Annotated in this window: 18 protein-coding genes; 15 read left to right on the top strand and 3 right to left on the bottom strand. The window is 57.7% G+C overall.

The window, feature by feature from the left end; translation table 11 throughout:
* Positions 1-681: 681 nt before the first annotated feature.
* From ACM42_RS02005 to ACM42_RS01935, 15 genes are all read left to right on the top strand, one after another.
* Positions 682-1314 (top strand): NodA family N-acyltransferase, encoded by a 633-nt coding sequence (locus tag ACM42_RS02005; RefSeq protein ID WP_271526447.1) that lies wholly within the window; start codon positions 682-684, stop codon positions 1312-1314.
* The gene (gene nodB / locus ACM42_RS02000) at positions 1311-1970 is read left to right on the top strand and encodes a chitooligosaccharide deacetylase NodB (protein ID WP_128948429.1); all 660 of its coding nucleotides are present in this window, start codon (positions 1311-1313) and stop codon (positions 1968-1970) included. Before ACM42_RS02005 ends, nodB begins: the two co-directional genes overlap by 4 nt.
* Before the next feature lie 15 nt (positions 1971-1985).
* On the top strand, positions 1986-3359 hold the full coding sequence (nodC, locus tag ACM42_RS01995) for a chitooligosaccharide synthase NodC (RefSeq protein ID WP_271526446.1): 1374 nt from the start codon (positions 1986-1988) through the stop codon (positions 3357-3359).
* A gap of 11 nt (positions 3360-3370) precedes the next feature.
* Positions 3371-4000 carry a nodulation methyltransferase NodS gene (gene nodS, locus ACM42_RS01990; protein ID WP_128948431.1) on the top strand — a complete coding sequence of 210 codons (630 nt, stop codon included), beginning with the start codon at positions 3371-3373 and terminating at the stop codon, positions 3998-4000.
* Positions 4001-4013: 13 nt separating this feature from the next.
* Positions 4014-5723 carry a nodulation protein NodU gene (gene nodU / locus ACM42_RS01985; RefSeq protein WP_271526445.1) on the top strand — a complete coding sequence of 570 codons (1710 nt, stop codon included), beginning with the start codon at positions 4014-4016 and terminating at the stop codon, positions 5721-5723.
* Position 5724: 1 nt separating this feature from the next.
* On the top strand, positions 5725-6645 hold the full coding sequence (nodI, locus tag ACM42_RS01980) for a nodulation factor ABC transporter ATP-binding protein NodI (RefSeq protein WP_128948433.1): 921 nt from the start codon (positions 5725-5727) through the stop codon (positions 6643-6645).
* 3 nt (positions 6646-6648) lie between these two features.
* Positions 6649-7437, top strand: a complete 789-nt coding sequence (locus ACM42_RS01975; protein ID WP_271526444.1) for an ABC transporter permease — start codon at positions 6649-6651, stop codon at positions 7435-7437.
* 324 nt (positions 7438-7761) lie between these two features.
* Complete coding sequence (locus ACM42_RS01970) at positions 7762-9789, top strand: carbamoyltransferase family protein (RefSeq protein WP_271526443.1); 2028 nt, start codon at positions 7762-7764, stop codon at positions 9787-9789.
* 167 nt (positions 9790-9956) lie between these two features.
* Entirely contained in the window at positions 9957-11069 is a 1113-nt protein-coding gene (locus tag ACM42_RS01965; protein ID WP_271526442.1) for a nodulation protein NodZ, read from the top strand.
* The gene (locus ACM42_RS01960; protein ID WP_271526441.1) at positions 11066-11413 is read left to right on the top strand and encodes a hypothetical protein; all 348 of its coding nucleotides are present in this window, start codon (positions 11066-11068) and stop codon (positions 11411-11413) included. The genes ACM42_RS01965 and ACM42_RS01960 overlap by 4 nt, the downstream gene beginning before the upstream one ends.
* 346 nt (positions 11414-11759) lie before the next feature.
* Positions 11760-12596: an SDR family NAD(P)-dependent oxidoreductase gene (locus tag ACM42_RS01955; protein WP_128948437.1), complete on the top strand. Its 837-nt coding sequence runs from the start codon at positions 11760-11762 to the stop codon at positions 12594-12596.
* A 185-nt stretch (positions 12597-12781) separates the two neighbouring features.
* The gene (nifA, locus tag ACM42_RS01950; protein WP_271526440.1) at positions 12782-14602 is read left to right on the top strand and encodes a nif-specific transcriptional activator NifA; all 1821 of its coding nucleotides are present in this window, start codon (positions 12782-12784) and stop codon (positions 14600-14602) included.
* A 536-nt stretch (positions 14603-15138) separates the two neighbouring features.
* Positions 15139-16005: an electron transfer flavoprotein subunit beta/FixA family protein gene (locus tag ACM42_RS01945; RefSeq protein WP_271526439.1), complete on the top strand. Its 867-nt coding sequence runs from the start codon at positions 15139-15141 to the stop codon at positions 16003-16005.
* A 1191-nt stretch (positions 16006-17196) separates the two neighbouring features.
* Complete coding sequence (locus ACM42_RS01940; RefSeq protein ID WP_271526438.1) at positions 17197-18357, top strand: GFA family protein; 1161 nt, start codon at positions 17197-17199, stop codon at positions 18355-18357.
* The gene (locus tag ACM42_RS01935) at positions 18357-19022 is read left to right on the top strand and encodes a 2OG-Fe(II) oxygenase (protein ID WP_271526437.1); all 666 of its coding nucleotides are present in this window, start codon (positions 18357-18359) and stop codon (positions 19020-19022) included. Before ACM42_RS01940 ends, ACM42_RS01935 begins: the two co-directional genes overlap by 1 nt.
* A 285-nt stretch (positions 19023-19307) precedes the next feature.
* Here the strand turns inward: ACM42_RS01935 and ACM42_RS01930 are convergent, their stop codons facing one another.
* From ACM42_RS01930 to trpD, 3 genes are all read right to left on the bottom strand, one after another.
* Positions 19308-20618, bottom strand: a complete 1311-nt coding sequence (locus ACM42_RS01930) for a peptide ligase PGM1-related protein (RefSeq protein ID WP_271526436.1) — start codon at positions 20616-20618, stop codon at positions 19308-19310.
* A gap of 859 nt (positions 20619-21477) precedes the next feature.
* Positions 21478-21741 (bottom strand): hypothetical protein, encoded by a 264-nt coding sequence (locus ACM42_RS01925; RefSeq protein WP_271526435.1) that lies wholly within the window; start codon positions 21739-21741, stop codon positions 21478-21480.
* Between the two features lie 1318 nt (positions 21742-23059).
* Positions 23060-24073 (bottom strand): anthranilate phosphoribosyltransferase, encoded by a 1014-nt coding sequence (gene trpD / locus ACM42_RS01920; protein ID WP_271526434.1) that lies wholly within the window; start codon positions 24071-24073, stop codon positions 23060-23062.
* Positions 24074-24137 lie beyond the last annotated feature (64 nt).

The following is a 24137-nucleotide window of genomic DNA, read 5'->3' as shown; positions in this document are numbered from 1 at the left end:
CACGATGCTTTCCGATCGTTCACGTGAGCTAAGAGAAGAGCGTCCAGACGTGCGAGCGCACCATGGGCGCGCGCTGTTGCTTCTTCTTCTTAAGCTCGCCCGTAACGCCAAGCGCGTCCCGATAAACGTTGGTATGCGGATTTCATCCGTTTCCATATTTGACGTTTACCCGCGTACAATTGAGCGCGCGTTCAGCCTCATTCTAGTGTCGAGGAATAGCGGCAGACGCAGATTGCGGATGCCAAGAATTCCAGGCGCCGCTCCAAATGGCTCGGCTGTCCAGTGAATGCGGGGCGTGTCGAAGATGTATAGAAGCCAGTTTGATCCGATGCCGCTCCGATGCGCCATCGATGAGGCTTGCGCGTCGATGGCCAGCCCTCAGACGTCGAAGCGCCGGAAGACGATGCGACAGCAGGCGCAAAAGCTAGCTGATGCAGACAGGTTCTGGCTAGTCCAACCGCCTCGTCGGCACCTTCCGATTTATAGCGCGCGCGGCATTAACCGGACGAGCGTGCAATCAAACGATCGCTCCATCGTGCAAAGGCCAGCGGCGCGGAGCAGGCGAGCGGTGCCGAGCTCCGACAGAGCATGGCGGCGCATCTCAGCATTGATCGGCGGTTCGCCGAATAGCGAATTCACGTGACCATCCCTCTTAATTCCACCGGCGCAAGGAAGCTCGCCATGAACGTTGCCGTGTCCCCGACTGCGGAAGTGCCTTCTGCTCGCGCCCAAGTGCAGTGGAGCCGTCGTTGGGAAAGTGAACTTCAGCTCTCCGATCATGCCGAGCTCGCGGAGTTCTTCCGCAAGAGCTACGGACCGACGGGTTCGTTCAATGCGCAGCCGTTTGAGGGGAACCGAAGTTGGGCCGGCGCAAGACCCGAGCTCCGCGTAATTGGTTACGACGCGCTCGGGGTAGCGGCTCACATCGGGCTACTGCGCCGCTTCATCAACGTTGGTGGAGCCGATCTCCTTGTGGCCGAGCTGGGGTTATATGCGGTGCGCCCGGATCTCGAGGGTCACGGGATAAGCCACGCAATGCGCGTGATGTATCCCGCACTGCAGGAGCTGGGTGTTCCATTCGCCTTTGGCGCGGTTCGCTCGGCGCTTGAAAAACATTTGACCCGACTGGTCGAAAGGCAGGGGCTCGCCACCCTGATGCGTGGCATTCGCGTCCGCTCCACCCTGCCGGACGTCTATCCAAATTTATCGCCGACGCGCATCGAAGACGTGATTGTCGTGGTGTTTCCGGTCGGACGCTCGATAAGCGAATGGCCGGCCGGGACTGTCATCGATCGGAACGGGCCTGAGTTGTGACAGAGCGTTCTACCCTATCTATTGTCCGCTGCGACTACGCTGACGCGGGCGAAAGTCGAGCTGTCTATTTGACCTTTGACGATGGGCCAAATCCATTTTGTACGCCAGGGGTGCTCGATGTGCTGGCGCAACATCGGGTCCCCGCGACATTCTTCGTCATCGGGACGTACGCTACGGAGCATCCTGAACTCATCCGACGAATGATTGCGGAAGGGCATGAGGTTGCGAACCATACGATGACCCATCCTGATCTATCCAGATGCGGACCTGCGGAGTTACACGACGAGGTGCTGACGGCGAGCGAGGCCATCCGTCTGGCGTGCCGGAAGGCCTCGCCCAGGCATATGCGAGCGCCTTACGGCAAATGGACGCAAGAGGTGCTCGCAATGGCGGCGAGCGCTGGTCTCACGGCTCTGCACTGGTCGGTCGACCCTAGAGATTGGTCCCGCCCCGGGGTTGATACAATTGTGAATACGGTACTGGCGAACGTTCGCCCGGGTGCAATTGTGCTCCTGCACGACGGATATCCTCCCGATGAGGAGAGACTGTGCGGTGATGCCACGCTGCGCGATCAGACCAAGACGGCGCTGGCATATCTGATTCCCGCACTGCAACGGCGCGGGTTTGTAATCCGTCCACTCCCTCAACTCCACTGAAAAAAACGACACCCCATGGACCTGCTCGCGACAACCAGTGCTGCCGCCGTTTCATCTTATGCGCTCCTCTCGACTATCTATAAGAGCGTGCAAGCGCTGTATGCCCAGCCGGCGATCGACTCATCGTTGGACGACCTTGGACAAGCAGAGGTGGTCCTTCCTGCTGTGGACGTCATCGTACCGTGCTTCAACGAGGATCCAAACACACTCGCCGAATGTCTGGAGTCGATTGCCAGTCAAGACTACGCCGGAAAGATACAGGTCTATGTAGTCGATGACGGATCGGCAAACCGCGACGTTGTCGCTCCTGTGCACCAGATATATGCGAGCGATCCGAGGCTCAGTTTCATCTTGTTGGCAAGCAACGTGGGAAAGCGCAAGGCGCAGATCGCAGCAATACGCAGCTCATCCGGTGATCTGGTTCTCAACGTCGATTCCGATACGATACTTGCGGCCGACGTCGTCACGAAGCTTGTATTGAAGATGCATGACCCGGCAATCGGTGCGGCCATGGGTCAGCTGATAGCAAGCAATCGCAACCAGACCTGGCTGACCAGGCTGATCGACATGGAATATTGGCTCGCGTGCAACGAAGAGCGCGCGGCACAGGCGCGCTTCGGTGCCGTCATGTGTTGCTGCGGCCCATGTGCCATGTATCGGCGGTCCGCACTCACCATGCTTCTTGATCAATATGAAGCCCAATTCTTTCGTGGGAAGCCGAGCGATTTCGGCGAAGACCGCCACCTAACGATACTCATGCTCAAGGCGGGGTTTCGAACCGAATACGTTCCGGACGCGATAGCAGCCACAGTCGTCCCGCACAGTCTTCGGCCATATCTACGACAGCAACTCCGCTGGGCGCGCAGTACCTTTCGAGATACGTTTCTTGCTTGGCGCCTGCTGCCAGAGCTCGATGGTTATTTGACGCTAGACGTTATCGGGCAAAATCTCGGCCCATTGCTCCTCGCCATTTCATCACTTGCTGCGCTCGCACAGCTCCTGATCGACGGCTCTATACCCTGGTGGACCGGATTGACGATTGCTGCAATGACTATGGTCCGGTGCAGTGTGGCAGCGCTTCGTGCTCGCGAGCTGCGGTTCATCGGCTTCTCGCTCCACACACCGATCAATATCTTTCTCTTACTGCCTTTGAAGGCCTATGCGCTTTGTACATTGAGTAATAGCGATTGGCTATCGCGAAAAGTCACCGATGTGCCGGCGGAAGAGGAGAAACAGCGTGTCATTCTGCACCCTAATGCCGGACGAGGTGCGGCTGGTGTGGGGGTGGCGCCTGCTCCTATTCGTACGGCGCCGTTATCGCAGCCTCCGTCGAGCCTGGCGGCGACGGAGAGTGTTTCCGGTCGCGATCGTTCGACTGTCTACAAATAGGTGGTCGGCTCATGACTCAGGACGCAAACCATCAACTATTAGAGCGAGAGTTGGCTGTCGACGACCCATGGTGCCTCGACACTAGTGCGTTCGAGCAGGAGCGATACGCGCAAATGCTCCGGATGTCGCGTTGCAACGGAGATGCGGGGTCTGCCCTCGAGGTCGGATGTGCAGCCGGTGCATTCACCGAGATGCTGGCGCCGCTATGCGTGCGACTTACGGTCGTGGATGTCATGCCGCAGGCAATCGAGCGAGCGAGACTGCGGACTGGGAAGTGGTCACATATTACTTGGGTCGCCTGCGACATTCAGCGGTTCTCGACCACTGAGCAATTCGATTTGATTGTCGTGGCCGAGGTTCTTTATTACCTCAAGGACGTGGTCGAGATGCATGCGGCTATCCGCAACCTAGTGAGTATGCTTGCGCCAAGTGGCACTCTCATTTTCGGGTCTGCGCGCGATGAAATATGTCAACGCTGGGGGCATGCTGCTGGTGCCGAAACGGTGATCACTCTCTTCAAGGAGAGCCTGTCGGAGATCGAGCGTCGGCACTGCCGCACCGGGTCGGCGAACGAAGACTGTTTGATCGTCCGGTTTCGGAAGCCGAGCGACCCCTCAGAACAATCAAACGTTGGCCATTAGGCCAGGAGGACGTATGCGCATCTGCGGAATAAAGTTGACACATGACGGAGCAATTGCTGTCGTCGAGGACGGTCGGCTTCTTTTTTGCGTCGAGCAAGAGAAGCGCGGCAACAGTCCACGCTATCAGTCCGTCGACAATCTCGATGCAGTCGTGCGCGCCTTGGCGGAGCATGGCCTGGATCCGCGCGACATCGATCAGTTCGTGATTGATGGCTGGGACGGGGAGAATGAATCGCAGTTCCAGCTCCTAAGCGGAGAGTTGCCGATCGCGCTAAAAGGCGCGCCATATGTCGAGCGTCATGCTGAGGGCCTCCTCGATTCCGTCGACGGCTTTGGCCTCATCCTCGAAGGCGAGGAGTTTCCATATAAGAGCTACCCGCATGTCACGGGCCACGTCGCGTCAGCATATAGCACCAGTCCCTTCGCCAGCGCGGGGAAACCCGCGTTCTGTCTGGTATGGGACGGCTGTATCTTTCCACGCCTTTACTATGTCGAACCTCAGGGGGCGCGGCTCATCGGATCGCTGTTTCCGATGATTGGCCATGCCTATGCTGCCGCGGGCCTTCACTTCGGGCCATACCGGCAGCCGAACCGCTCCAGTTGGGATTTGGGCATTGCTGGCAAGCTGATGGCCTACATCGCGCTTGGCTCCGTGGACGAAAGCATCGTGGAAGTGTTCCAGGAGCTTTATGAAACGCGGTTGGCGGCTGACACGGAGCAGGCCCGTCGCTACCGCGAAAACATCAACAATGCGGAAGCGTCCCTTGCAGCCATTCACGACTTCTTCGAGGCAAGCGCATTGCGCCTGACGGCCAAGCGCGCGGAAGACGTCCTTGCGTCCTTTCATGTGTTCTTGGAACGTCTTCTTGTTAAGGAAATCGCGATGGTTCTGCTGCGGTACTCGTCGCTTCCGGGAGCGCGAAATCTCTGCATCGCCGGAGGTTGCGGTCTCAATATCAAATGGAATAGCGCGCTTCGCGCGACGGGACTGTTCGATGATGTCTGGGTGCCGCCGTTTCCGAATGACAGCGGCTCGGCAATCGGGGCGGCGTGCGGCGCTATGGCAGCGCAGGATGGCTTCGGGCCGTTGGAATGGTCAGTTTACAATGGTCCGGCCTTGCAGGAGAGCGAGGTTCCGCCGGACTGGGAGGCGGCACCCTGCAGTCTGCGTGAACTTGCGTCGATTCTTGCCGACAACAAGCCCGTCATCTTTCTTTCCGGGTGTGCCGAGCTTGGGCCGCGGGCCCTGGGGGGTAGAAGCATTCTTGCAGCGCCGACGTGCTCGGCAATGAAGGATCATCTCAACGACATCAAGCGTCGCGAGCACTTCCGGCCCGTGGCGCCGATCTGTCTGGAAGATCGGGCGCCGGAGATCTTCAGCCCGGGGACGCCAGATCCTTACATGCTGTTCGATCACCAGACCCGGGCGAATTGGCGCGACAGGGTCCCCGCGGTGGTCCATCTTGACGGCTCGGCGCGGCTGCAGACAATTTCCCGCAACTCTCCTCACAAAGTTGCTGCGCTTCTCGTCGAATTTGAGCAACTCACGGGCATTCCGCTGCTCTGCAACACGAGCGCAAACCTCCACGGACGGGGCTTTTTCCCGGACGCTGCGGCGGCCTGCCAATGGGGGCTTGTCGAGCATGTCTGGTGCGAAGGCATCCTCTGGAGCAAAACGTTCGTCAAGATACCGTCGTCCACGGAACGACTTCTGTCAGCCTAAGATGAACATGTCCACTGTGGCAATCGACTTTTCCGGCGTGAAAAAGTCATTTGGCGACAAGCTCATCGTCAACGACTTGTCGTTCTCGGTTGCGCGCGGAGAGTGCTTCGGACTGCTGGGGCCCAATGGAGCTGGCAAAAGCACGATTGCACGCATGCTCCTCGGCATGATTTCGCCCGACGTTGGCGAGATTACAGTCCTCGATGAGCCTGTGCCTTCCCGCGCTCGTGCGGCGCGTGTGCGCGTCGGCGTGGTGCCGCAGTTCGATAATCTTGAAAACGAGTTCACGGTACTAGAGAATTTGCTTGTGTTTGGCCGCTATTTCGGCATGAGCGCTCGCAAGATCGAGGCGGTTGCGCCCTCGCTGCTCGAGTTTGCGCGCCTTGAGGCCAAAGCGGACGTGCGTGTCTCCAAGTTGTCCGGTGGCATGAAGCGGCGGCTGACGCTGGCGCGTGCCCTGATTAATGATCCGCATTTACTCGTGATGGACGAGCCGACGACTGGTCTGGATCCGCATGCACGTCACCTGATTTGGGAGCGCCTGCGGGTTCTGCTTGCACGTGGCAAGACGATCCTCTTGACCACCCACTTCATGGAAGAAGCCGAACGCCTGTGCGATCGGCTATGCGTGCTTGAGAGTGGATGTAAAATCGCCGAAGGCAAGCCAGACGCTTTGATCGACGAACATATTGGCTGCAACGTGCTCGAAATCTATGGCGGTGATCTACATCAACTCCAAGAGCTGATCAGGCCTTATGCGCGGCACATCGAAGTCAGTGGTGAGACGCTTTTCTGCTACGCGCAATATCCGGAGCAAGTCTGCGTGCATTTGCGCGGGCGAGCGGGCCTTCGCGTTCTGCAGCGCCCCCCGAACCTCGAAGACGTGTTTTTGCGGTTGACCGGGCGCGAGATGGAGAAATGAGCAATGAATGAGAGTTATGCGTCGGTGATGCCGGCTAACGCTTACAACTGGATCGCGGTATGGCGACGAAACTTCATGGCATGGAGGAAAGTCGCGCTTGCATCGATTCTCGGCAATCTCGCAGACCCCATAACCAATCTGTTTGGTCTTGGCTTTGGCCTCGGACTCATCGTGGGACAAGTTGAGGGAACTTCGTACATTGCTTTTTTGGCAGCGGGTATGGTCGCGGTCAGCGCGATGACATCCGCGACCTTTGAAACGCTATATGCAGCCTTTGCTCGCATGGACGCCAAGCGCACTTGGGAAGCAATCCTTTCTACTCAGCTCACGCTTGGCGATATCGTCCTGGGTGAACTGGTGTGGGCGGCCAGTAAGTCCGTTCTGGCCGGAACAGCGATCGGAATCGTCGCCGCCACGATGGGCTATACGTCATGGCCGTCCATTCTGTATGCGATGCCCACAATCGCCCTTACTGGCCTCGTATTCGCGAGCCTTGCGATGGTCGTCATATCTCTCGCACCAAGTTACGACTACTTCGTGTTCTACCAGACACTTGTCCTCACTCCTATGGTGTTCTTGTGTGGCGCGGTCTTTCCGACGAGCCAACTGCCCGGTTCATTTCAGCACGCTGCCGCCATGCTGCCGCTCGCACATTCGGTCGACCTTATTCGTCCAGCGATGCTTGAGCGCGGCGCCGACAGTGCTGCCCTGCACGTAGGTGCGCTCTGCGTATACGCGGTCTTGCCCTTTTTCGCGTCGACAGCGCTATTTCAGCGCCGGCTTCTGCGTTGACATGACATGAGCGAAACGGAGAAGGTCGAATCAATGCAGTGTCATGGTAGGTACCGCGGTAGCTCGCGAGTGACCTGGTCTGTGACAGCTTCTGCAATGACCTTAAGAAGCCACGATCGACCCAGCTCTACGGCCGCCTGTTCGGCCGATCGGTGTCGGACGTCAGCACCCTTATTTATGAGCGCCTGTCGCTCGGCGCCGAGACGGACCTTACAAAGTCGTGTTGTGCTGTCTGGCTTTCGCACCTGCGGAGCGTGACAGTACAGGTTAGATCGGTGGGACGGTGCAGTTTGGCCTTCCCGCCATGGCTAGTTGGAGAACGCAATGTTGTGCCTGGGACTGAGTGGCGGCCTTGACAGAATCTATGAAAGCTCTCCGGAGCTGCCGAATACACTTCTTCACGATGGCGCTGCGGTTCTTGTGCAGGATGGCCGCGTAATTGCTGCTGTCGAAGAGGAGCGCCTCAACCGCATCAAGCACTCCAACAAGTTCCCTAGCAATTCGATCCGGTACTGCCTTTCTACCGCAGGAGTCGAGCTCGGGGACATCGACCGTATCGCGTTCTACGCGACTGAAGCCTACTGCAAAACCATGCTCGAGCGCCTTTCTGTTTCTCAGCCCGTTCCGTTGGACGCCAAACTGTTGCTGCAGCAGCTGCTGGCACGGGAGTTCGGGGCTGAGATCGATTCGTCCCGGCTTTCCTTCGTGAATCACCACGAAGCACATGCCGTGAGCGCGTTTGCCATGTCCGGGTTCGAGCAAAGTCTCGTCTTTGCGATCGACGGAGGTGGAGATTTTCTCTCAGGCTTATTGGCGGTAGGGTCTGGCACCGAAATTGCGGAACTTGTAAGTTTCCCGGAACATAACTCCTTGGGGCTGCTCTATCTTGAGACGATCCGATATCTCGGCTACGGGATGTTCGACGAATACAAAGTGATGGGGCTCGCACCGTATGGTGATCCCGATCGCTATCGCGAACTGTTCGCCCAGTTCTACGAGCTGTTGGACAGCGGTGGCTATCGCGTTCACCTGGACCGAATCGGACCGGCCCTGGTCCGCAACATCCAAGTGCGGCGAAAGGGAATGCCATTCACCCAACAGCATCGAGATGTCAGCGCGTCGCTGCAGGAAGCACTGGAGCGGATCGTCCTTCACACCCTGCGGCACCATCGTGAAGCGACAGGCATGAAACGCTTGTGCCTAGCTGGCGGGGTGGCCCATAATTGCTCGCTCAATGGTAAGCTGCTTTATTCCGGACTATTTGACGACATCTTTGTTCAACCAGCGGCGCACGACGCTGGTTGCGCACTCGGCGCTGCATTAATGGTATCAAATGAGCTAGGTAGGCCAGCGCCGCGCGTGCGACTGCCGGACGTTTATTGGGGGCCCGATCTGGGGAACGAGCAAGCCGTAGAGCTTGAGCTCAACGCATGGTCAGGCCATCTCGACATTCAACGCAGTGATGACATAGCATCCAGTGCGGCAGACTTGATGGCAAATGGCGCTGTAATCGGCTGGGTTCAGGGCCGCTCTGAATTCGGCCCACGTGCGCTTGGTAACCGAAGCATTCTTGCCGACCCGCGTCCTGCGGAGAACAAGGACCGCATCAACGCGATGGTCAAGAAGCGGGAGGGCTATCGCCCCTTTGCGCCATCTGTACTGGAGGAAGATGCGAGCGAGTTCTTTGAGCTCCCGGACGGCGCGTGGCAGCTCCCCTTCATGAACTTCGTGGTTCGTGTGCGTGAAGCCAAGCGTAACGTGCTCGGTGCGATCACGCACGTTGATGGGACGGCTCGGCTGCAGACCGTATCGCGCAAGACAAACCCCGCCTACTGGGATGTAATTAATGCGTTCAAGAAGCGAACGGGCATTCCGATTCTTCTAAATACCTCATTTAACAACAATGCCGAACCGATCGTGCAGTCCGTGTCGGACGCGATCACCACGTTCTTGACGACTGACCTGGACGGACTTGTTGTTGGGCCGTTCCTCGTCAGGAAGCGACCAACATCACTGGAGGATTGGAGTGCGCTAGGCGTTTCATTGCCGCCGTATGCATCCCTTCATCGTGTTCGCTCCCACACAGCGCCAGATCGTCAGGACACGGTCTGCGAGATCCGCACGGGACATTCCGCCCACTCGAGTATGCGTATCTCACCTGAGCTTTTCGAGATGTTGATGCGAATCGAGGGCGAGGCGTCGCTCGGGTGGCTTTTCGAACCAGCCATGCTGGACCAGGCCAAGCGTGAAGATCTTGTGAAGGAATTGCGGCTCGTATGGGAACGGCGGTGCATTCGCCTGCATCCGCCGCGCGCGGCTTGCGGCCACAATGAAGTGCAAAGCGGAACATAGCCGTAAGTCATGAGCACGGCTATGCCTATGCGTGTATGTGAGGGGACCAGGCCATCCGATGCACAGCGGGCCATTGGGCGTCTGGACTTCGGGCTGGTCGATGCAACACCGCTGAAGAAAGTACGGAAAGTATTGAGAGAACGCGGTTCAGCACGGATAACCCCGCTATGAAGTTCTACCGACGCAGCTCGCCGGTACTGCGATCGCAGGCCCTGACGTCGGGCGAGAAGATGCCCGAGATGTCTGTGTTGACATCTCGTGTCCAACCAGGAGCGCACGAAAAGGCAAGGCAGATGGGTAGCGATTTGAGGAAGGATCGGTTCGTCGTGTCCCGGCGACGTACGGGGTTCGGCGACTGTCTGTGGTCACTGGCGGCAGCCTGGCGTTTTGCAAAGCAGACAGGACGGACGCTAGCCATTGATTGGCGGGGATCTTGTTATCTTGATGAACCATTCACCAATGCCTTTCCAGTTTTCTTCGAACCGGTTGATGACATTGCAGGTGTGCAGATAATTTGCGATGACGACATCAATCAACGTTCGTTTCCGGGCCCATTCTTTCCGGCATGGTGGAATAAGCCATCTATCGATTGCGTCTATCGCCCGGACGAGCAGATTTTCCGGGAACGCGACCAACTCGATCAACTATTCCAAAGTCAGAGAGATAGCGACGCTAACACGGTTGTCTGTGATGCCTGCCTGATGTGGCGCTGCGATCAGGAGGCGGAACGAGAAATCTTCCGGAGTATCAAGCCGCGACCTGAAATTCAGGCTCGGATTGATGCTATCTACCGCGAGCACTTTGAGCCGTACAGCGTCATCGGCATTCATGTCCGGCATGGCAACGGCGAAGATATTATGGGGCATGCTCCTTACTGGGCGGACGCGGAGCGCGCCTTGCGGCAGGTCTGTAATGCCATTGATAAGGCCAGGGGCTTGCGCCACGCAAAACCTGTGAGGGCGTTCCTGTGCACGGACAGCGCGCTCGTCCTTGAGCAGGTTTCGGCTAAATTCCCTGATGTTTTCGCGATCCCAAAGCAGTTCCAGGCGCCTCAAGCCGGCCCATTGCACAATCCAGCTCTCGGAGCCGAAGGTGGCTTTTCTGCACTCACCGAGATGTATCTCCTAGCCCGCTGCGACACCGTGATCCGTTTTCCCCCAACGAGCGCGTTCACGCGCTATGCGCGTCTTTTCGCCCCACGCGTTATAGAATTCGATTTGAACGATCCGGGCCGCTTGATCCTAATTGAGGAAGACTCGCAAGAGCTCATGGCTTCATGAAAGTCGCAGACCGGCTGGATCGATCTGACAGCCGCTCTGTACATCCAAGAGTACTGGAAGATCTTTCCTGCGACGATTTTCTGCCCGTGTTGCAGTTGCCGCGAACTTCCAGCGGCGAAGAGAACGAAGCGGGGGTCGGATGCCCTCGGCTGAGGCGCGACTTCGACAAGAACGGCCCTAAACTGCTGCTTCAGCAAAGGAGGAGCACGTCGTCGTCTTCTTTTCGGGCGGGCCACAAATGGAAGCTAATCGGCGCTCAATCACGGATGAACATTTCAGCACGCCAGCTCGTGTTTGGAACCGACACGCCCGATCCCAGTGCTGCTCAGAGCATCGCGCGATAAATCAAAATCGACCGCCTGCCGAATCTAACGTGCAAGCCTGGTACGTCAGTTTTTCCCGAGCGATCTTTGACCTCGACGAGAGGTGCCGGCCAGCCGCAGGCTCGTACGGCTGCGCGATCAAGAGAGCGAACGCGGCTGGTCGCCCTTTCATGAAGGAGGCGAGTGTACTCGCAAACTTACGTAGCGAATTCACCATCGCTGTCGGAAAGCTCACCGCCGCTGTCTTGAATCCGCCAAGCATTCCGCGTGCGCGACATTAGGACGCGAAACGGAAGTGGATTTACGTGCATCGCAGTGGCGCAAATCCTGCTACGGGTGCGCGGGAGCAACAGTAGAGGAGGCGGCTGTGGGTCTCGATCTGCCAAATGACAAACTGATCAGAGGCCCGCTGCCCGAAGCACATATGGATCGCCTCATTGAGGCTGATAAAGCGCATGTTGATCGTGGTGAACCGAAGGCGATGTTGCTCACCGGGGCATCGCGCGGAATTGGCCATGCCACCGCCAAGCTATTCTCGGAGGCGGGCTGGCGCATCATTTCTTGCGCGCGCCAACCGTTCGACGGTGAGCGATGCCCCTGGGGGGCTGGGAATGACGATCACTTCCAGATCGACCTGGGCGATCATCGAATGCTGCCGCGCGCGATCACCGAGGTCAAGAAACGCTTGGCCGGTGCGCCCTTGCACGCGCTGGTGAACAATGCCGGTGTCTCGCCGAAAACGCCCACTGGCGATCGGCTGACATCGTTGACCACGTCAACCGATACCTGGATGAGGGTCTTTCACCTTAATCTGGTGGCTCCGATCCTGCTGGCGCAGGGTTTGTTTGATGAGCTAAGAGCCGCGTCAGGATCGATCGTGAATGTGACGTCAATTGCGGGCTCGCGGGTGCACCCATTCGCCGGTAGCGCGTATGCGACCTCGAAAGCTGCGCTTGCGAGCCTCACACGCGAACTGGCCCACGACTACGCGCCGCATGGCATTCGCGTAAATGCGATCGCGCCCGGCGAAATCAAAACCGACATGCTATCGCCGGAGACGGAAGCCCGTCTCGTTCCAAGTATCCCGCTGCGCAGAGTGGGGACCCCGGATGAAGTGGCCAAGGTCATCTTCTTCCTGTGCTCGGATGCGGCGAGTTATGTCACGGGTGCTGAGGTGCCGATCAATGGTGGGCAGCATCTGTGAATCGGCCGGCGCGGCGGCGAGGCTGACTTGAACTGCAGCAACCGCACTCGTGTTCTCCGCTGACGGCGCGCATACAATCAACAAAAAATGAATCGAAGGCACACCGCAAGTTTACTGTCGTGCCATGAAAAAGTGTCACGGTTCGATGTCATCTCGTCAACACTTGGCGCTAGATCGAGAGTGACATGCAAAACGAAGCTCGCCAATCCGGACATTGCTCCAGGGAGGATGATCAAGACAACGGAGACAGGCTCATGCTGCACATTCCTTCCTCAAGCAAAAGACCTGCCTCGCAACCGGAGCCGGAGCGTAAGCCCCCGGGGGAGCCGTCGCATGAGAGCGCGCTGACCGGCATCTTCGAAATATCGAACATACTCAATGCTCCTGGTCGGCTCGAAGTCACTTTGGCCAACGTCCTGGCTGTTCTGCAATCGTTTGTGCCGATGCGACACGGCATCGTCTCACTGTTCAGGGATGACGGCATGCCAGAAATTACAGTCGGCGCCGGCTGGAGCGAAGGCACTGGCGAGCGTTACCGGAGCTGCCTGCCGCAGAAAGCAATCGACGAGATTGTAACGACAGGTAGGCCTCTTGTCGTCGAGAACGTAGCCGCCGAGCCGGCCTTCAGCGCTGCCGACCGGGAGGTTCTCGGCGCCTCCGAGAGTATGCCGGTAGCATTCATCGGGGTTCCGATTCGTATTGATCAGGGGGTCGTTGGCACGCTGACGATCGACCGTATCCCGGAAGATAGTTCAGGTCTCCGGCTCGAGTACGATACGCGGCTGCTCACCATGGTCGCCAACCTGGTGGGACAAGCAGTAAAGTTACATCGCGTGTTCGCCAGCGATCGCGAGCCATTGTTAGTGGACAAAGACCGGCTAGAGAAGCAGATAGTTGACGGTGGGCCGCCCGCTCGCGAGCGCAAAAAGCTTCACGCCCACGCGATCATTGGCGACAGCCCGGCGCTGAGCGGGCTGCTCGAGAAGATTGCGGTTGTAGCCAGATCAAACAGCACGGTTCTGCTGCGCGGCGAATCCGGCACCGGCAAGGAGCTCGTAGCCAAGGCCATTCACGAGTCCTCGGCCCGTGCTAAGCGGCCGTTCGTTAAGCTGAATTGCGCGGCGCTCCCTGAGACGGTTCTGGAATCGGAATTGTTTGGCCATGAGAAAGGTGCCTTTACCGGTGCTGTCAGCTCCCGCAAGGGGCGCTTCGAACTTGCTGATAAAGGGTCGCTATTTCTTGACGAGATCGGCGAGATCTCAGCTCCGTTCCAGGCGAAGTTGCTGCGAGTTCTGCAAGAGCAGGAGTTCGAGCGCGTCGGCAGCAATCACACGATTAAAGTCGATGTTCGAGTTATAGCTGCGACCAACCGGAACCTTGAAGAGGCCGTGGCAAGGAGCGAGTTCCGCGCGGACCTCTATTATCGTATTAGCGTAGTGCCCTTGTTGTTGCCGCCGCTGCGCGAAAGACGCAGTGATATTCCGCTGCTCGCCAGAGAGTTCCTCAGAAAGTTCAACAGCGAGAACGGCCGTACGCTCACTCTGGAGGCGAGCGCGATCGAAGTACTGATGAGCTGTGGCTTTCCGGGAAATGTCCGCGAACTCGAAAACTGCATCGAGCGAACAGCGACGCTGTGTGCCGGATCATCGATTGTGAGAAGTGACTTTGCATGCAGCCAAGACCAGTGCCTTTCCACGATGCTGTGGAAAAGCACATCGCACGGCAAAACAGACCAAGCGGCACCGATGCAACCGATGCCTGCAAAGCCTATCATTCCGCTAGCTGAAACGACCCCGCCGCCGCAGTCTGGCTGCGAACTGGCCTCACTGGCACCTCCTGGCACGGTTCTCGTTGGTGGTGCGAGGATGGCCGATCGCGAGCGGGTCATTGCGGCCATGGAAAAATCTGGCTGGGTCCAGGCCAAGGCAGCGCGCCTACTTGGACTAACCCCGCGCCAAATCGGCTACGCGCTGAGGAAATACGGAATCGAGATAAAGCGGTTCTGAACGACCACATCGGTCGGAACTGATACCGCCAAATCGATAGGTGAAGACGATCCGCCTAAGCCAGTCCATGCAATCTGAAGGGAATGGGTCCGTCCGCGGCGACGACCTGGCTGCGAGCGCTGCGACCGCGAGGAGGGCTGATCTGTTCGGTCAGAGATGGAGCGTGCGCCATGAGAGCCTCGCCTGCGGGTCATACAATCGCGAACCGCCGGTTGCTCGTCACGAAGAGCTATCATCCCGGTGCTCAATCAAACCGGATTAGCGAACCAAATGCTTATTGACCCTCGATCGGTCTGATGCGCGCAGGTGATTAGCGGCAGTCATCCGCAAGCAGCCGTCATTTGCCTGGCGTGCGCTGCGGAACAGCGCTGTGTCGGAGCCCTGACTTGTGTCGTCATTCGTTCGTCGGCAGAGCAGCCTAGAGAGACGCATTAGCCGGTTTGAGCCTTTGTGACCGCAAGCCGAGTCCAAAACCGCGGGGATGGTACAACACTTGCTGTTCTCTTCGCAGCTGACGCAAGTTTAGGAGCAACCCCGTGCATAATGTTGTCTGCATCAAACAAGTGCCGGACTCGGCGCAGATCCGCGTGCACCCCGTAACCAATACAATCATGCGTCAGGGAGTGCCGACCATCATCAACCCATATGACCTCTTCGCGCTCGAGGCCGCGCTGGAGCTGCGCGATCGGTTCGGCGGTGAAATTACCGTGCTTACCATGGGACCGCCATCGGCCGAGGAGTCCTTGAGAAAGGCACTGACCTATGGTGCTGATCGCGCCGTCCTACTCACCGATCGCTGCTTTGCGGGATCCGATACGCTGGCCACAACGTATGCACTTGCAACAGCGATCCGGAAAATTGGTAAGGAATATGGCCGGACAAACCTCATCTTCACGGGAAAGCAGACCATCGACGGCGATACTGCGCAGGTCGGTCCCGGCATCGCAAAGCGACTGGGCGTAGGCCAACTAACTTACGTTGCGAAGGTCAGATCCCTGGACGTCACCAATCAAACAATAGAAGCTGAGCGACGCTCGGAAGGTGGTGTGCAGGTTCTGCACACCAGATTGCCCTGCCTCATCACCATGCTTGAGGCGACGAATCAGATTCGTCGTGGCGCGATGCCGGATGCCTTACGTGCCGCGCGTGCCCAAATCGTGAAATGGAGCGCGCAAGATGCCGGTATCGAAGACATCTCCAAATGCGGGCTCAAGGGCTCGCCAACTGTCGTCAAGCGTGTGTTCGCTCCCTCTGCGCGGGCCGAGAAGGCGGCGTTGGTCGAGTGCGCCGAGCAACCGGCGCAGGCGTTGATAGACGCAATTTTCTCGCATCAACCGAAGCTCGAAACCGATCTTGCGGCGCTTGCTCGTGAGGCTCGATCTGGAGAGTCCAGGCAATCGTAGCAGTTACGCTCCAAGGAATGTATCAATGCCGCGCCGTGTCGATGAGCGCGCAACATGTACCTAGGAATCTCGACCAGCTGCCAAGAGAGTCTGCTATGGCGTCCGTCGATCTCGCGATCAACCGGGGCCGCATGGTCCGTAGACGACGCTATGGTTACGGTCGATGCCCGGAATCGCACGGGTTTGTCGGGATACGGCCAAACGTGCCTGGGCATATTCCAGATCCTCCGTTCGGTCGTGTTCGACGGCGAAGGCCACTGCTTCCCCTTTAACGATCGCGAGCGAAGACGGAATACGTCAGCGACCCTCGTCACCATACTAGCGCAGCGCTGTGCGCGCCAAAAGCGCTGTCGCTGGCTTTAGGGCGCAAAGCCAATCTATGCGGCGCACTCGAGGCAATCTCCACGGTTCAGCAGCCCCGTACGCATGTGAACGGCTGCTGGCCGTTCGCTGTTTGGTTCCTAACGGCGGTGCGCAGCCTCTCAAGTGCATGCACTTGCAATGAGGAGAGGTCACGAGCGTATAGCAACCTCTTCGGACTCTTGCGAACCGAATTCGAGGGTTGGCATGATGATTGCTGTGAGCCAGTAACAACTAAGAGGTGGTGATCGCGAACCCGACCCACCAGAGACCGGAGGCCATATGAGCTCGGTAGGTACAAATTGGATTTGCAATGCTGTACCAAGCTGACAGCGCTTCGATGAAATGGCAGCAGCAACCGCGAGGGCTTGGCTCATTCGCCCCGGATCGCGAAAGCTGCAAGCTCGCCGAGCGAGCAGATGCGCTACTCGCGCACGCGACATTAGCCTCAGCATGGCGTGGGCGGCGAAGTATCCACGATGAGCCTCCACGCGCATGCTGGCCGTGGCTGGCATTGCCGCATCGGATTGCTGGTGGACCGGAAACCAACGGATCCTCGCCGCTCCATCAATGAACGCATTCCCTTCGATGTGCATGAGCGGGACAGAGCATGCCGCTGTCTGCCCCGCCAAGGAAAATACGAAAGTCCGCCAGAAAGGTGAACGCAGTCATAGGCCCTTCGAAGTCAATGAACTCAGGACGGTTAATAGTGGGCCCGAATACGGAGTTGCTTCGTCAACGACCGGTTCGCTTCTCATCTGCAAGGGTCAAATGACATCTCGAGCGTCTCAATTTGCACCGGATCAGCCTCCGAGGATATCCTGCGAGTACTTGACCGAGCAAGCGCAAGCCTTGTTCGGTCCGCATCCGTTCGCTTCGCAGATGTCCCAAGATCAGGTCGCCAGCCTGCTGCCTGAATACCTGGCGATGTCACAGGCGTTCCCGTACCTACAGGCAGGGTCCCAAAGGGATCTCATATTCGATGCGATGGATCAAAATCGGGATCTTGCGAGGGACATTGAATTAACCAGCGTGGTCGCCAATTTTATCTGCTGGGATGAGACCGGCGGCCATGGCCGGATTCTCCAGGGCGGCAAGGCGGCGCTACCCGATATTCTTTTGACGGAATACTTTCACTCCAACCTCTTGAGAAAGGATGCCTCGCAACTACTCGGCAGAGCAATACTGCCCAACTATAGCGACAGGACGAAGCAGTACCTGCATTCTCTCTATGCCGGATTGTCATCGAAAGACGCCCTGGTTCGTTGCGCCTACATGGTCGCGTTTGAACTCCATGCTGCGGATATGATCCAGTCGCTGTGGACCAGTCTGGTAAAGACCTTCAAGGCGCGGCCGGACGATCTCGAGTATTTTCGCGTTCATGTCGGTGGAGAGGATCCTGCGGAGAGGTACCACGGAGACATGACAGGCCGGCTGATTGGTAAACTCGTGCCGGCTGGGAGTAGTGATCGCTTTTTGGATGAATTCGGTCGAGCCTATGAGCTCAGCGTCCAGTGGTGCCGCGATCTGCTCGGAATGGCCGTGCGCACGGGAGATGATCACTCCGAGATCCAACATCGTGGGCGTTGTCATTGTGGCTCTATCAAGTTCCACGTCAGTGCGCCCCGAGAGCTGTCCGCAGTTCGATGCAATTGCTCAATTTGTCAAATGTCTGGATTTGTCCACTTGCTCGTAACTGGCGATAAGCTACGCATCGAGTGCGGTGAAGAATTCCTCACTACGTACCAGTTCAACAAGAACATTGCTCGGCACACGTTTTGCCGGCTTTGTGGCGTAAAGCCATTCTATAGGCCGAGGTCGAGCCCCTCCGGGTTCAGCGTAAATGTTCGATGTCTAGATAGAAGGACGATCGAGCGCATAAGAATAACTGAGTTCGACGGCGAGCATTGGGAGCAAGCATTCGCGTCAATGCACCGGGACCCGGAGTCATGCTTCGAAAATCAAAGGAGTGAGCTCGAATGGCGCGCGTAATGAATGATAAATCCCGTCTGCTTACAGAAGAAGTCCTGACAAAGTACCGCGTAGAGCTGTTAGTAAAAGGGACGGTCGTGATCGCCCCGCAGATATTATTCACGCAAGACGACTTGGCCAAGATCGATCAGCTGCAGGCTGATATCCCGGAAGAAGAAGTGCGGGAGGGAGATGCCGGCGACTTGCACAGGGTCTTTGTCAAGCGCGTGAGGGTAGACCCGCCGGGCCGCGCGCCTAGCAACGTGAGTGGGACAGCTGCACGGCAGATCATGGAGCTACTCGAAAGTAAAGACCGCAGCTTCGCGCTAAGCAGGATATTCGGAGCATCCTCAGATTACGTGGTTCGCCGATGCCAAATGCATCGTATGCCGCCGGGGTCCTTTGTCGGCATCCATTTGGACGCGGAGAGCGATCCGGATTTCGAGTACTCGGTGATTGTGCAGCTAACGAGAGACTTCAACGGCGGCGAATTCGTGGTATATCCAACGGGGTACGAACAACACGTATTCCGACCGCCATTTGGCGCCGTGATTGTCACAACATGTAAGGTGCGGCATGAGGTAAGGCCGGTGTTGAGCGGGGAACGCCGATCCCTCGTGTACTTCTGTTCGAAACGCGGCGGCGCGAACCGCCGGGTCATCGAAGGTCCTACCGCTCGGCTTTAGGGTGGCGCCTGATATGGTTCTCTGAGAATCGGGCGGCTCTCCGGAGAATTAGATTGCTTTCCCATCTTGTGGTCAGACTGACCTTCGTAAGGTCTGGGACAATTCTTGTCGGAAGAGATGGCTAACATTGATCTCTGTACGGCCACGACACATCATCCGACCAAAGCTTACTAGGTGCTTGTGGCCATCTTCGTCGCTGCGTGAAACCACGGGGGGCGCGTCGGCGGTGCGCGATAGTGTACCCCCGGGCAGCTGCGCCAAATTGAGCGGCTGACGGTTTGTTTGCTAGGACCTCAACAGTCGGTGTTGCTGATCGTGGGCCGCGGGCCTGTTGGGCGCAATCACAACACACTCCACAGTGCCAGCCTCTTCGTCGGCGGCAAGCGGGATCACGCCCTCCTTACGGGTGCGGTCAAATATAAGTCCGTCTTTGACGAAACGATCATGCGCGGCTTGGAAGGATGGTGATCGGACATTTCTTACTGACAAAACAACGTTGGAACCGGAATAGTCGAAGCCTAGCAGACGAATGGCGATGTCGTGTAACACCGAGCCGCCACCCCAGCGGCCGTTCGCTTCATTGAACAGCAACCGTCCATCTTTAGCGAAAATGGCGTCGATGTTGATCATTCCGCGATATCCCAGGTCGCGCGCTAGTGCCACAAATCGGTAGGCATGCGCCTGGGCAGCCAACCATTGCTCATTCTCCAGGTCGCTAGGAAGCTCGAGCCCGGTCCAGATCAGAGCTCTTTCGGATCGGTCTGTGCTTTTGCGCAGACGTATGCTTCCACTATTGATAAAGGCGATTGATGCATCATCCTGGATTGCATACTCGAGATAGAACAAAGATTGGGCCAAGTGGTACGATTCCACGACAAGCGTCTTACACGAGGCTGTTGTCATCTCAGACCAAAGTGCTTCGGGATCAAACGACGGCCACGAAATCCACCTTGTATCCCTGGCTCCAGGTAGCGGATCGCTCTTAGTGCTGGTCAAGATGACATTTCCGACTCCACCAGCTCCATTATCCAACTTTACAATGACCCTGCCGGTCTCGGATTTGAGGGAGGTGACGGCTTCGAATAGTCCATTTGGGTCTGTCGCGACCGACCCATGAGGGAGCGGAAGTGCGACGCTGGTTGCCAATTGGCGGAAGTGGCTCTTGCGATTCAACAGATCAGGCCCGCGCTGCAAAGCGAACTCGTCACCGGTGTTCGGTATGCCTAGCATGGCCGCCAGGCGTGCGACGCCTTCGGTCGGGTAGCAGGGATACAATCGCCAGGCTGATTTCTGACGAAGATGTCTTTTGATTCGCTCGACAACAGTCTTGGACAGCAACGTACAGTCATCGAGGATCGTCGATTGGCGGCTCGCAGGTACAAGCAGGCGAAGACTCGATACATCGAAATCGAGCGTCCCGCCAATGAAGGATAGCAGATCCGCCGGGATGACGACCGGGGAGACTATCAGGTCGCCCTCCTGAGCAAACCACGCTGAACGATATGCCGAGTTGGCGGCCAGCGAAAGTTGAGCTTTTGTTAGATGGGCGCCGGACATCTGAGGCGTACCGGCATTCATAATTATGATTCGCGGCATTCTCGACTCCGGGTATCTGGACGTGATCAGGATGGGATCGCATGACAACCATGATGTCTTTGCCATGCCGTGGTGAGGCTCTGAGAGAGGAGAGGTTTTTGCGCCGTCTCGAGTCACCTACGATGTAGCGCGAGAGAACGGCTTGTTTCCGATCTGCAGATTTCGCTTGACAGCTTGGTCGCGTGGCAAGTCGCTTCAGACGAGCTTTACGTCGCCTAGCGCGGTGTTCGGAGCCGTTCGCGTGAAATGATGTCGCGGGGGACACTAGAATTGGTTGTGACCTAATAGGTGCGATCAGCGCTTCCTCGATCCTGCCGCCCCGTTGCTTGGTCACATAACCGCCCGGTGCTTCTTCCCAGCGCGCATCGGCTCGACCGACCAGCTGCATTCGGCTGCAGCTGGATATTCCGTAAGCGCTCGCTCTATTCTTGCTATATGGATATTTTCGCTTGAAATAGTCGAGTGTTGTGTTGCCGCCGTGAAGCGGAAAAGTTCCATCGGTGTCGTAGCATTCAATGTCCCCGGCGACGCTGGGAATCTCGGGTCGGTCTCCTCTCTGGACACCAAAGCGGCTTTCGAAGGTACGAGAGGCCCGCTCTATGTGTCGACTGACGACATAGCTGGGCGTCTTCCGGTCGAAATGGATTACGGTCTTGTCGAGAGTATACGTATTTTGTCGCTCGACCAGGGTCGAGCAATCCAGTCGGCTATTCATGTGTATCAGGTCCGCACATTATGTCTGCGCCGACGCGCTTCAATGGAAGCCCGGATCCTGGCGATGCCCGGGTGATATGCTTCGGTTGCCCCTTGTACACGCTATGATCACAGCGTCTTGGCAGAACCCGGCTCTTGATGGCTGTCATGGGGTGCGACGGACGGATATCGCTCGAGGCAGATCTGCCGATCGATCACTCACTTCGCTCTGCTCTGCTGCGCTCGTGTGCATCTGTCGGTAATGATAGGCGCACCACGAAGAGGTTTTCTTGCCGCGCCTTTGATATACGGGCTCGCCGCACATATAGGCCGCTCTCATATCTTTATCCTTGAAGCCGATGATGTAACGGCACTGGCCTTCAATATGATCAATTAACAGGACCTTCTTAAGGCCGTCCGGGTCTTTCAACGTTCTGCTCCAGCATGCCAAGCAATGTCTTCGGTGCCGCGCTGGTTGCGCGAAGTCACACGCGCGGGTCACTCCTCGAAAACCTGCGCCGGCTCACGATCTGGCACACCTTGCGCGATCGAAATGCCTTGCCAGGTGCGGGAAGGCTTTTGAAAGTAGTGGGTTCGGCAAACTGATTTTTGCGTTGCTGCGCGAGACGAGGGGCTTGTTAGCAAAGCAGCGCCACCTAGGGCCGTAGGATAGAGTTCCACGCCGACAAATGCTGACCTTATCGGCGCGGAGCGGTCGTCGACAGCCGCATGGTTCGGATCAGAAATGCCGAACCATTTATGGCTACGTGCGAGCTCTGCCGCCGCACCTCGCTGCACAGCCCTCCCGAGCGACGGGTTATAGAGAATGAGGAGCATGAGCGGCCATCGGTCCGCGGATCTGACCAGCTGAGGCATTCGAAGTCCTTCAACACCCAGATGGGTGTCACCCCAGGAGCCTACGATTTAACGCTACGTCAGATTCAAGCCTTTTCCGTCGGTCTACGGGAAAGTGGCCAAGCTCACGCTGGCCCAAGCAGCCCGCCAAGGGGCTGTCGCAAGCATGTCAGCGCTGCCCTGGTTGGGCTGGGCTGTAGCCCTGTGAGGCCTTTGATGAGAGATTCGACGAATGCCCGGCGGCGTGTCCAACGCACGTTGGTCGCTGACTTCCGACGAAAGTTTGAGTTGCTCACGGGGCGTATGCGGGAATCACCATCGTCGGTCGGTCTGAGAAGGGCGAGAGTCGCGGCGCTTAGCAATCTCGATTAGCCACCGCTGGACGAGCGAGCAGATCGAAGCCCGGTTGGCGGCATGTTTTAAGCGTCTGCGTAAATGTAGACGGAATCGGCGCGCCTAATGCGCTCTCAGGAGAACACGCTGTTTTGCCTCGAGAAGATGCTCATCTAGGGTCTCGTGCAGCGCACGCCGCAGCTCTGGCGGGATCGAGCTATCTGTATCGATCAATTCCCGAAACTTCCGAATGATGTGCTCTATCGTTGCGATCGTTCCGAGTGTTTCAGTCCTTTGCCAAGGCATCACCGATTATCTCCTTTGGCGCGCAACGCACGTTGCGGCGCGAGTCCTCACCTCAGCGACCTGGCCTCGAACAGCCTCTAGTAGATGAAGGGGGGGCTGTCGGGTCACGTGCTCAGGCGAGTTGTTTTGACAAAGACTTAGCCGGTGGCGCTCACTCAAATTCCGCAGAACTGACGCGTATTGCGGCTGCAATATTTTCGCGCGCGTAAGTTGCACTCTTGACGGCATTGATCGAGCATCAGCCAACTCGGTTCTCAGGCGTTTGAAACCGCGATCAAGCGATTCAACCGGGCGGCTGCCGCGCCGCGATCAAGTGATTCTTGTCCAAGTGCCACGCCTTCCTGTAGGTTCGAGGCACGCCCGGCCACGACCAGTGCCGCCGCCGCGTTCAAAAGTGCGGCATCACGAAAACGTCCTGGCAAGCCATCAAGCACTTTTTGTAACGCAGCGGCGCGAGCCTCAACATCACAGTTCTCCAACGCATCCGCGCGGTAGCGGGGGAGCCCGGCTTCTTCCGGCGTCACTTCGAACGTGCGGACTGTACCGGCCTCAACCGCAGCAACGAAGCTTGTCCCGGTGAGGGATATTTCGTCGAGCCCGTCCGAGCCATGAACAACCCATACCGAATCGGCGCCCAGGTTGTTCAAGACGTACGCCAGAGGCTGCACCCATTCGGGAGTGAACACTCCAAGGATCTGCCGCTTGACCCCGGCCGGATTGGACAGGGCCTCGATCAGGTTGAACATCGTGTGGGTTCCAAGCACGCTCCGGATCTGGCTGATACGCTGCATCGCAGGATAGCCGGCTGACGCAAACATGAAGCCAATGTCGGCTTCGTGCACACAACGTGCAATCGCGTCAGGCTTGAGATCGACCTTTACGCCGAGGCGCCCCAACACGTCTGCGATGCTCGAGCGCAAGGATGCAGCGGGGCTGACATTCTTGGCGACGGGAACGCCGACCCCGGCGACGATGAAAGAGGCGCACGTCGATACGTTGAGCGAACACATAGCGGTATCGCTCGTGCCAGTGATATCGATGGGGTCGCATCGCATTTCCACCTTGGGCATTATATTTCGCATTGCGGATGCGGCGCCGGTGACTTCTTCGACTGTCTCGCCGCGGACCCTCATCCCAATCAACAAGCCACCGATTTGCGAGGGAGTTGCGTCACCCGTCAGCATGCTGTCGAACGCTGACGCAGCCTCTTCACGCGTCAGAGTGGCGCCGCTGGCAACTTTGGCGATGATCGACTTGAGCGGTTCCATCGAGCTTTACACGTTCCTTTGTCCAATCTGCGGCCTGACCGTTCAGCCAACGCGCCTTTGCAAA

The sequence above is a fragment of the Bradyrhizobium sp. CCBAU 25338 genome (assembly GCF_028128965.1).
Lineage (GTDB): Bacteria > Pseudomonadota > Alphaproteobacteria > Rhizobiales > Xanthobacteraceae > Bradyrhizobium > Bradyrhizobium liaoningense.
Note: the sequence above shows the minus strand (reverse complement) of the source record. Positions and strands in the feature narration are given on the sequence as shown.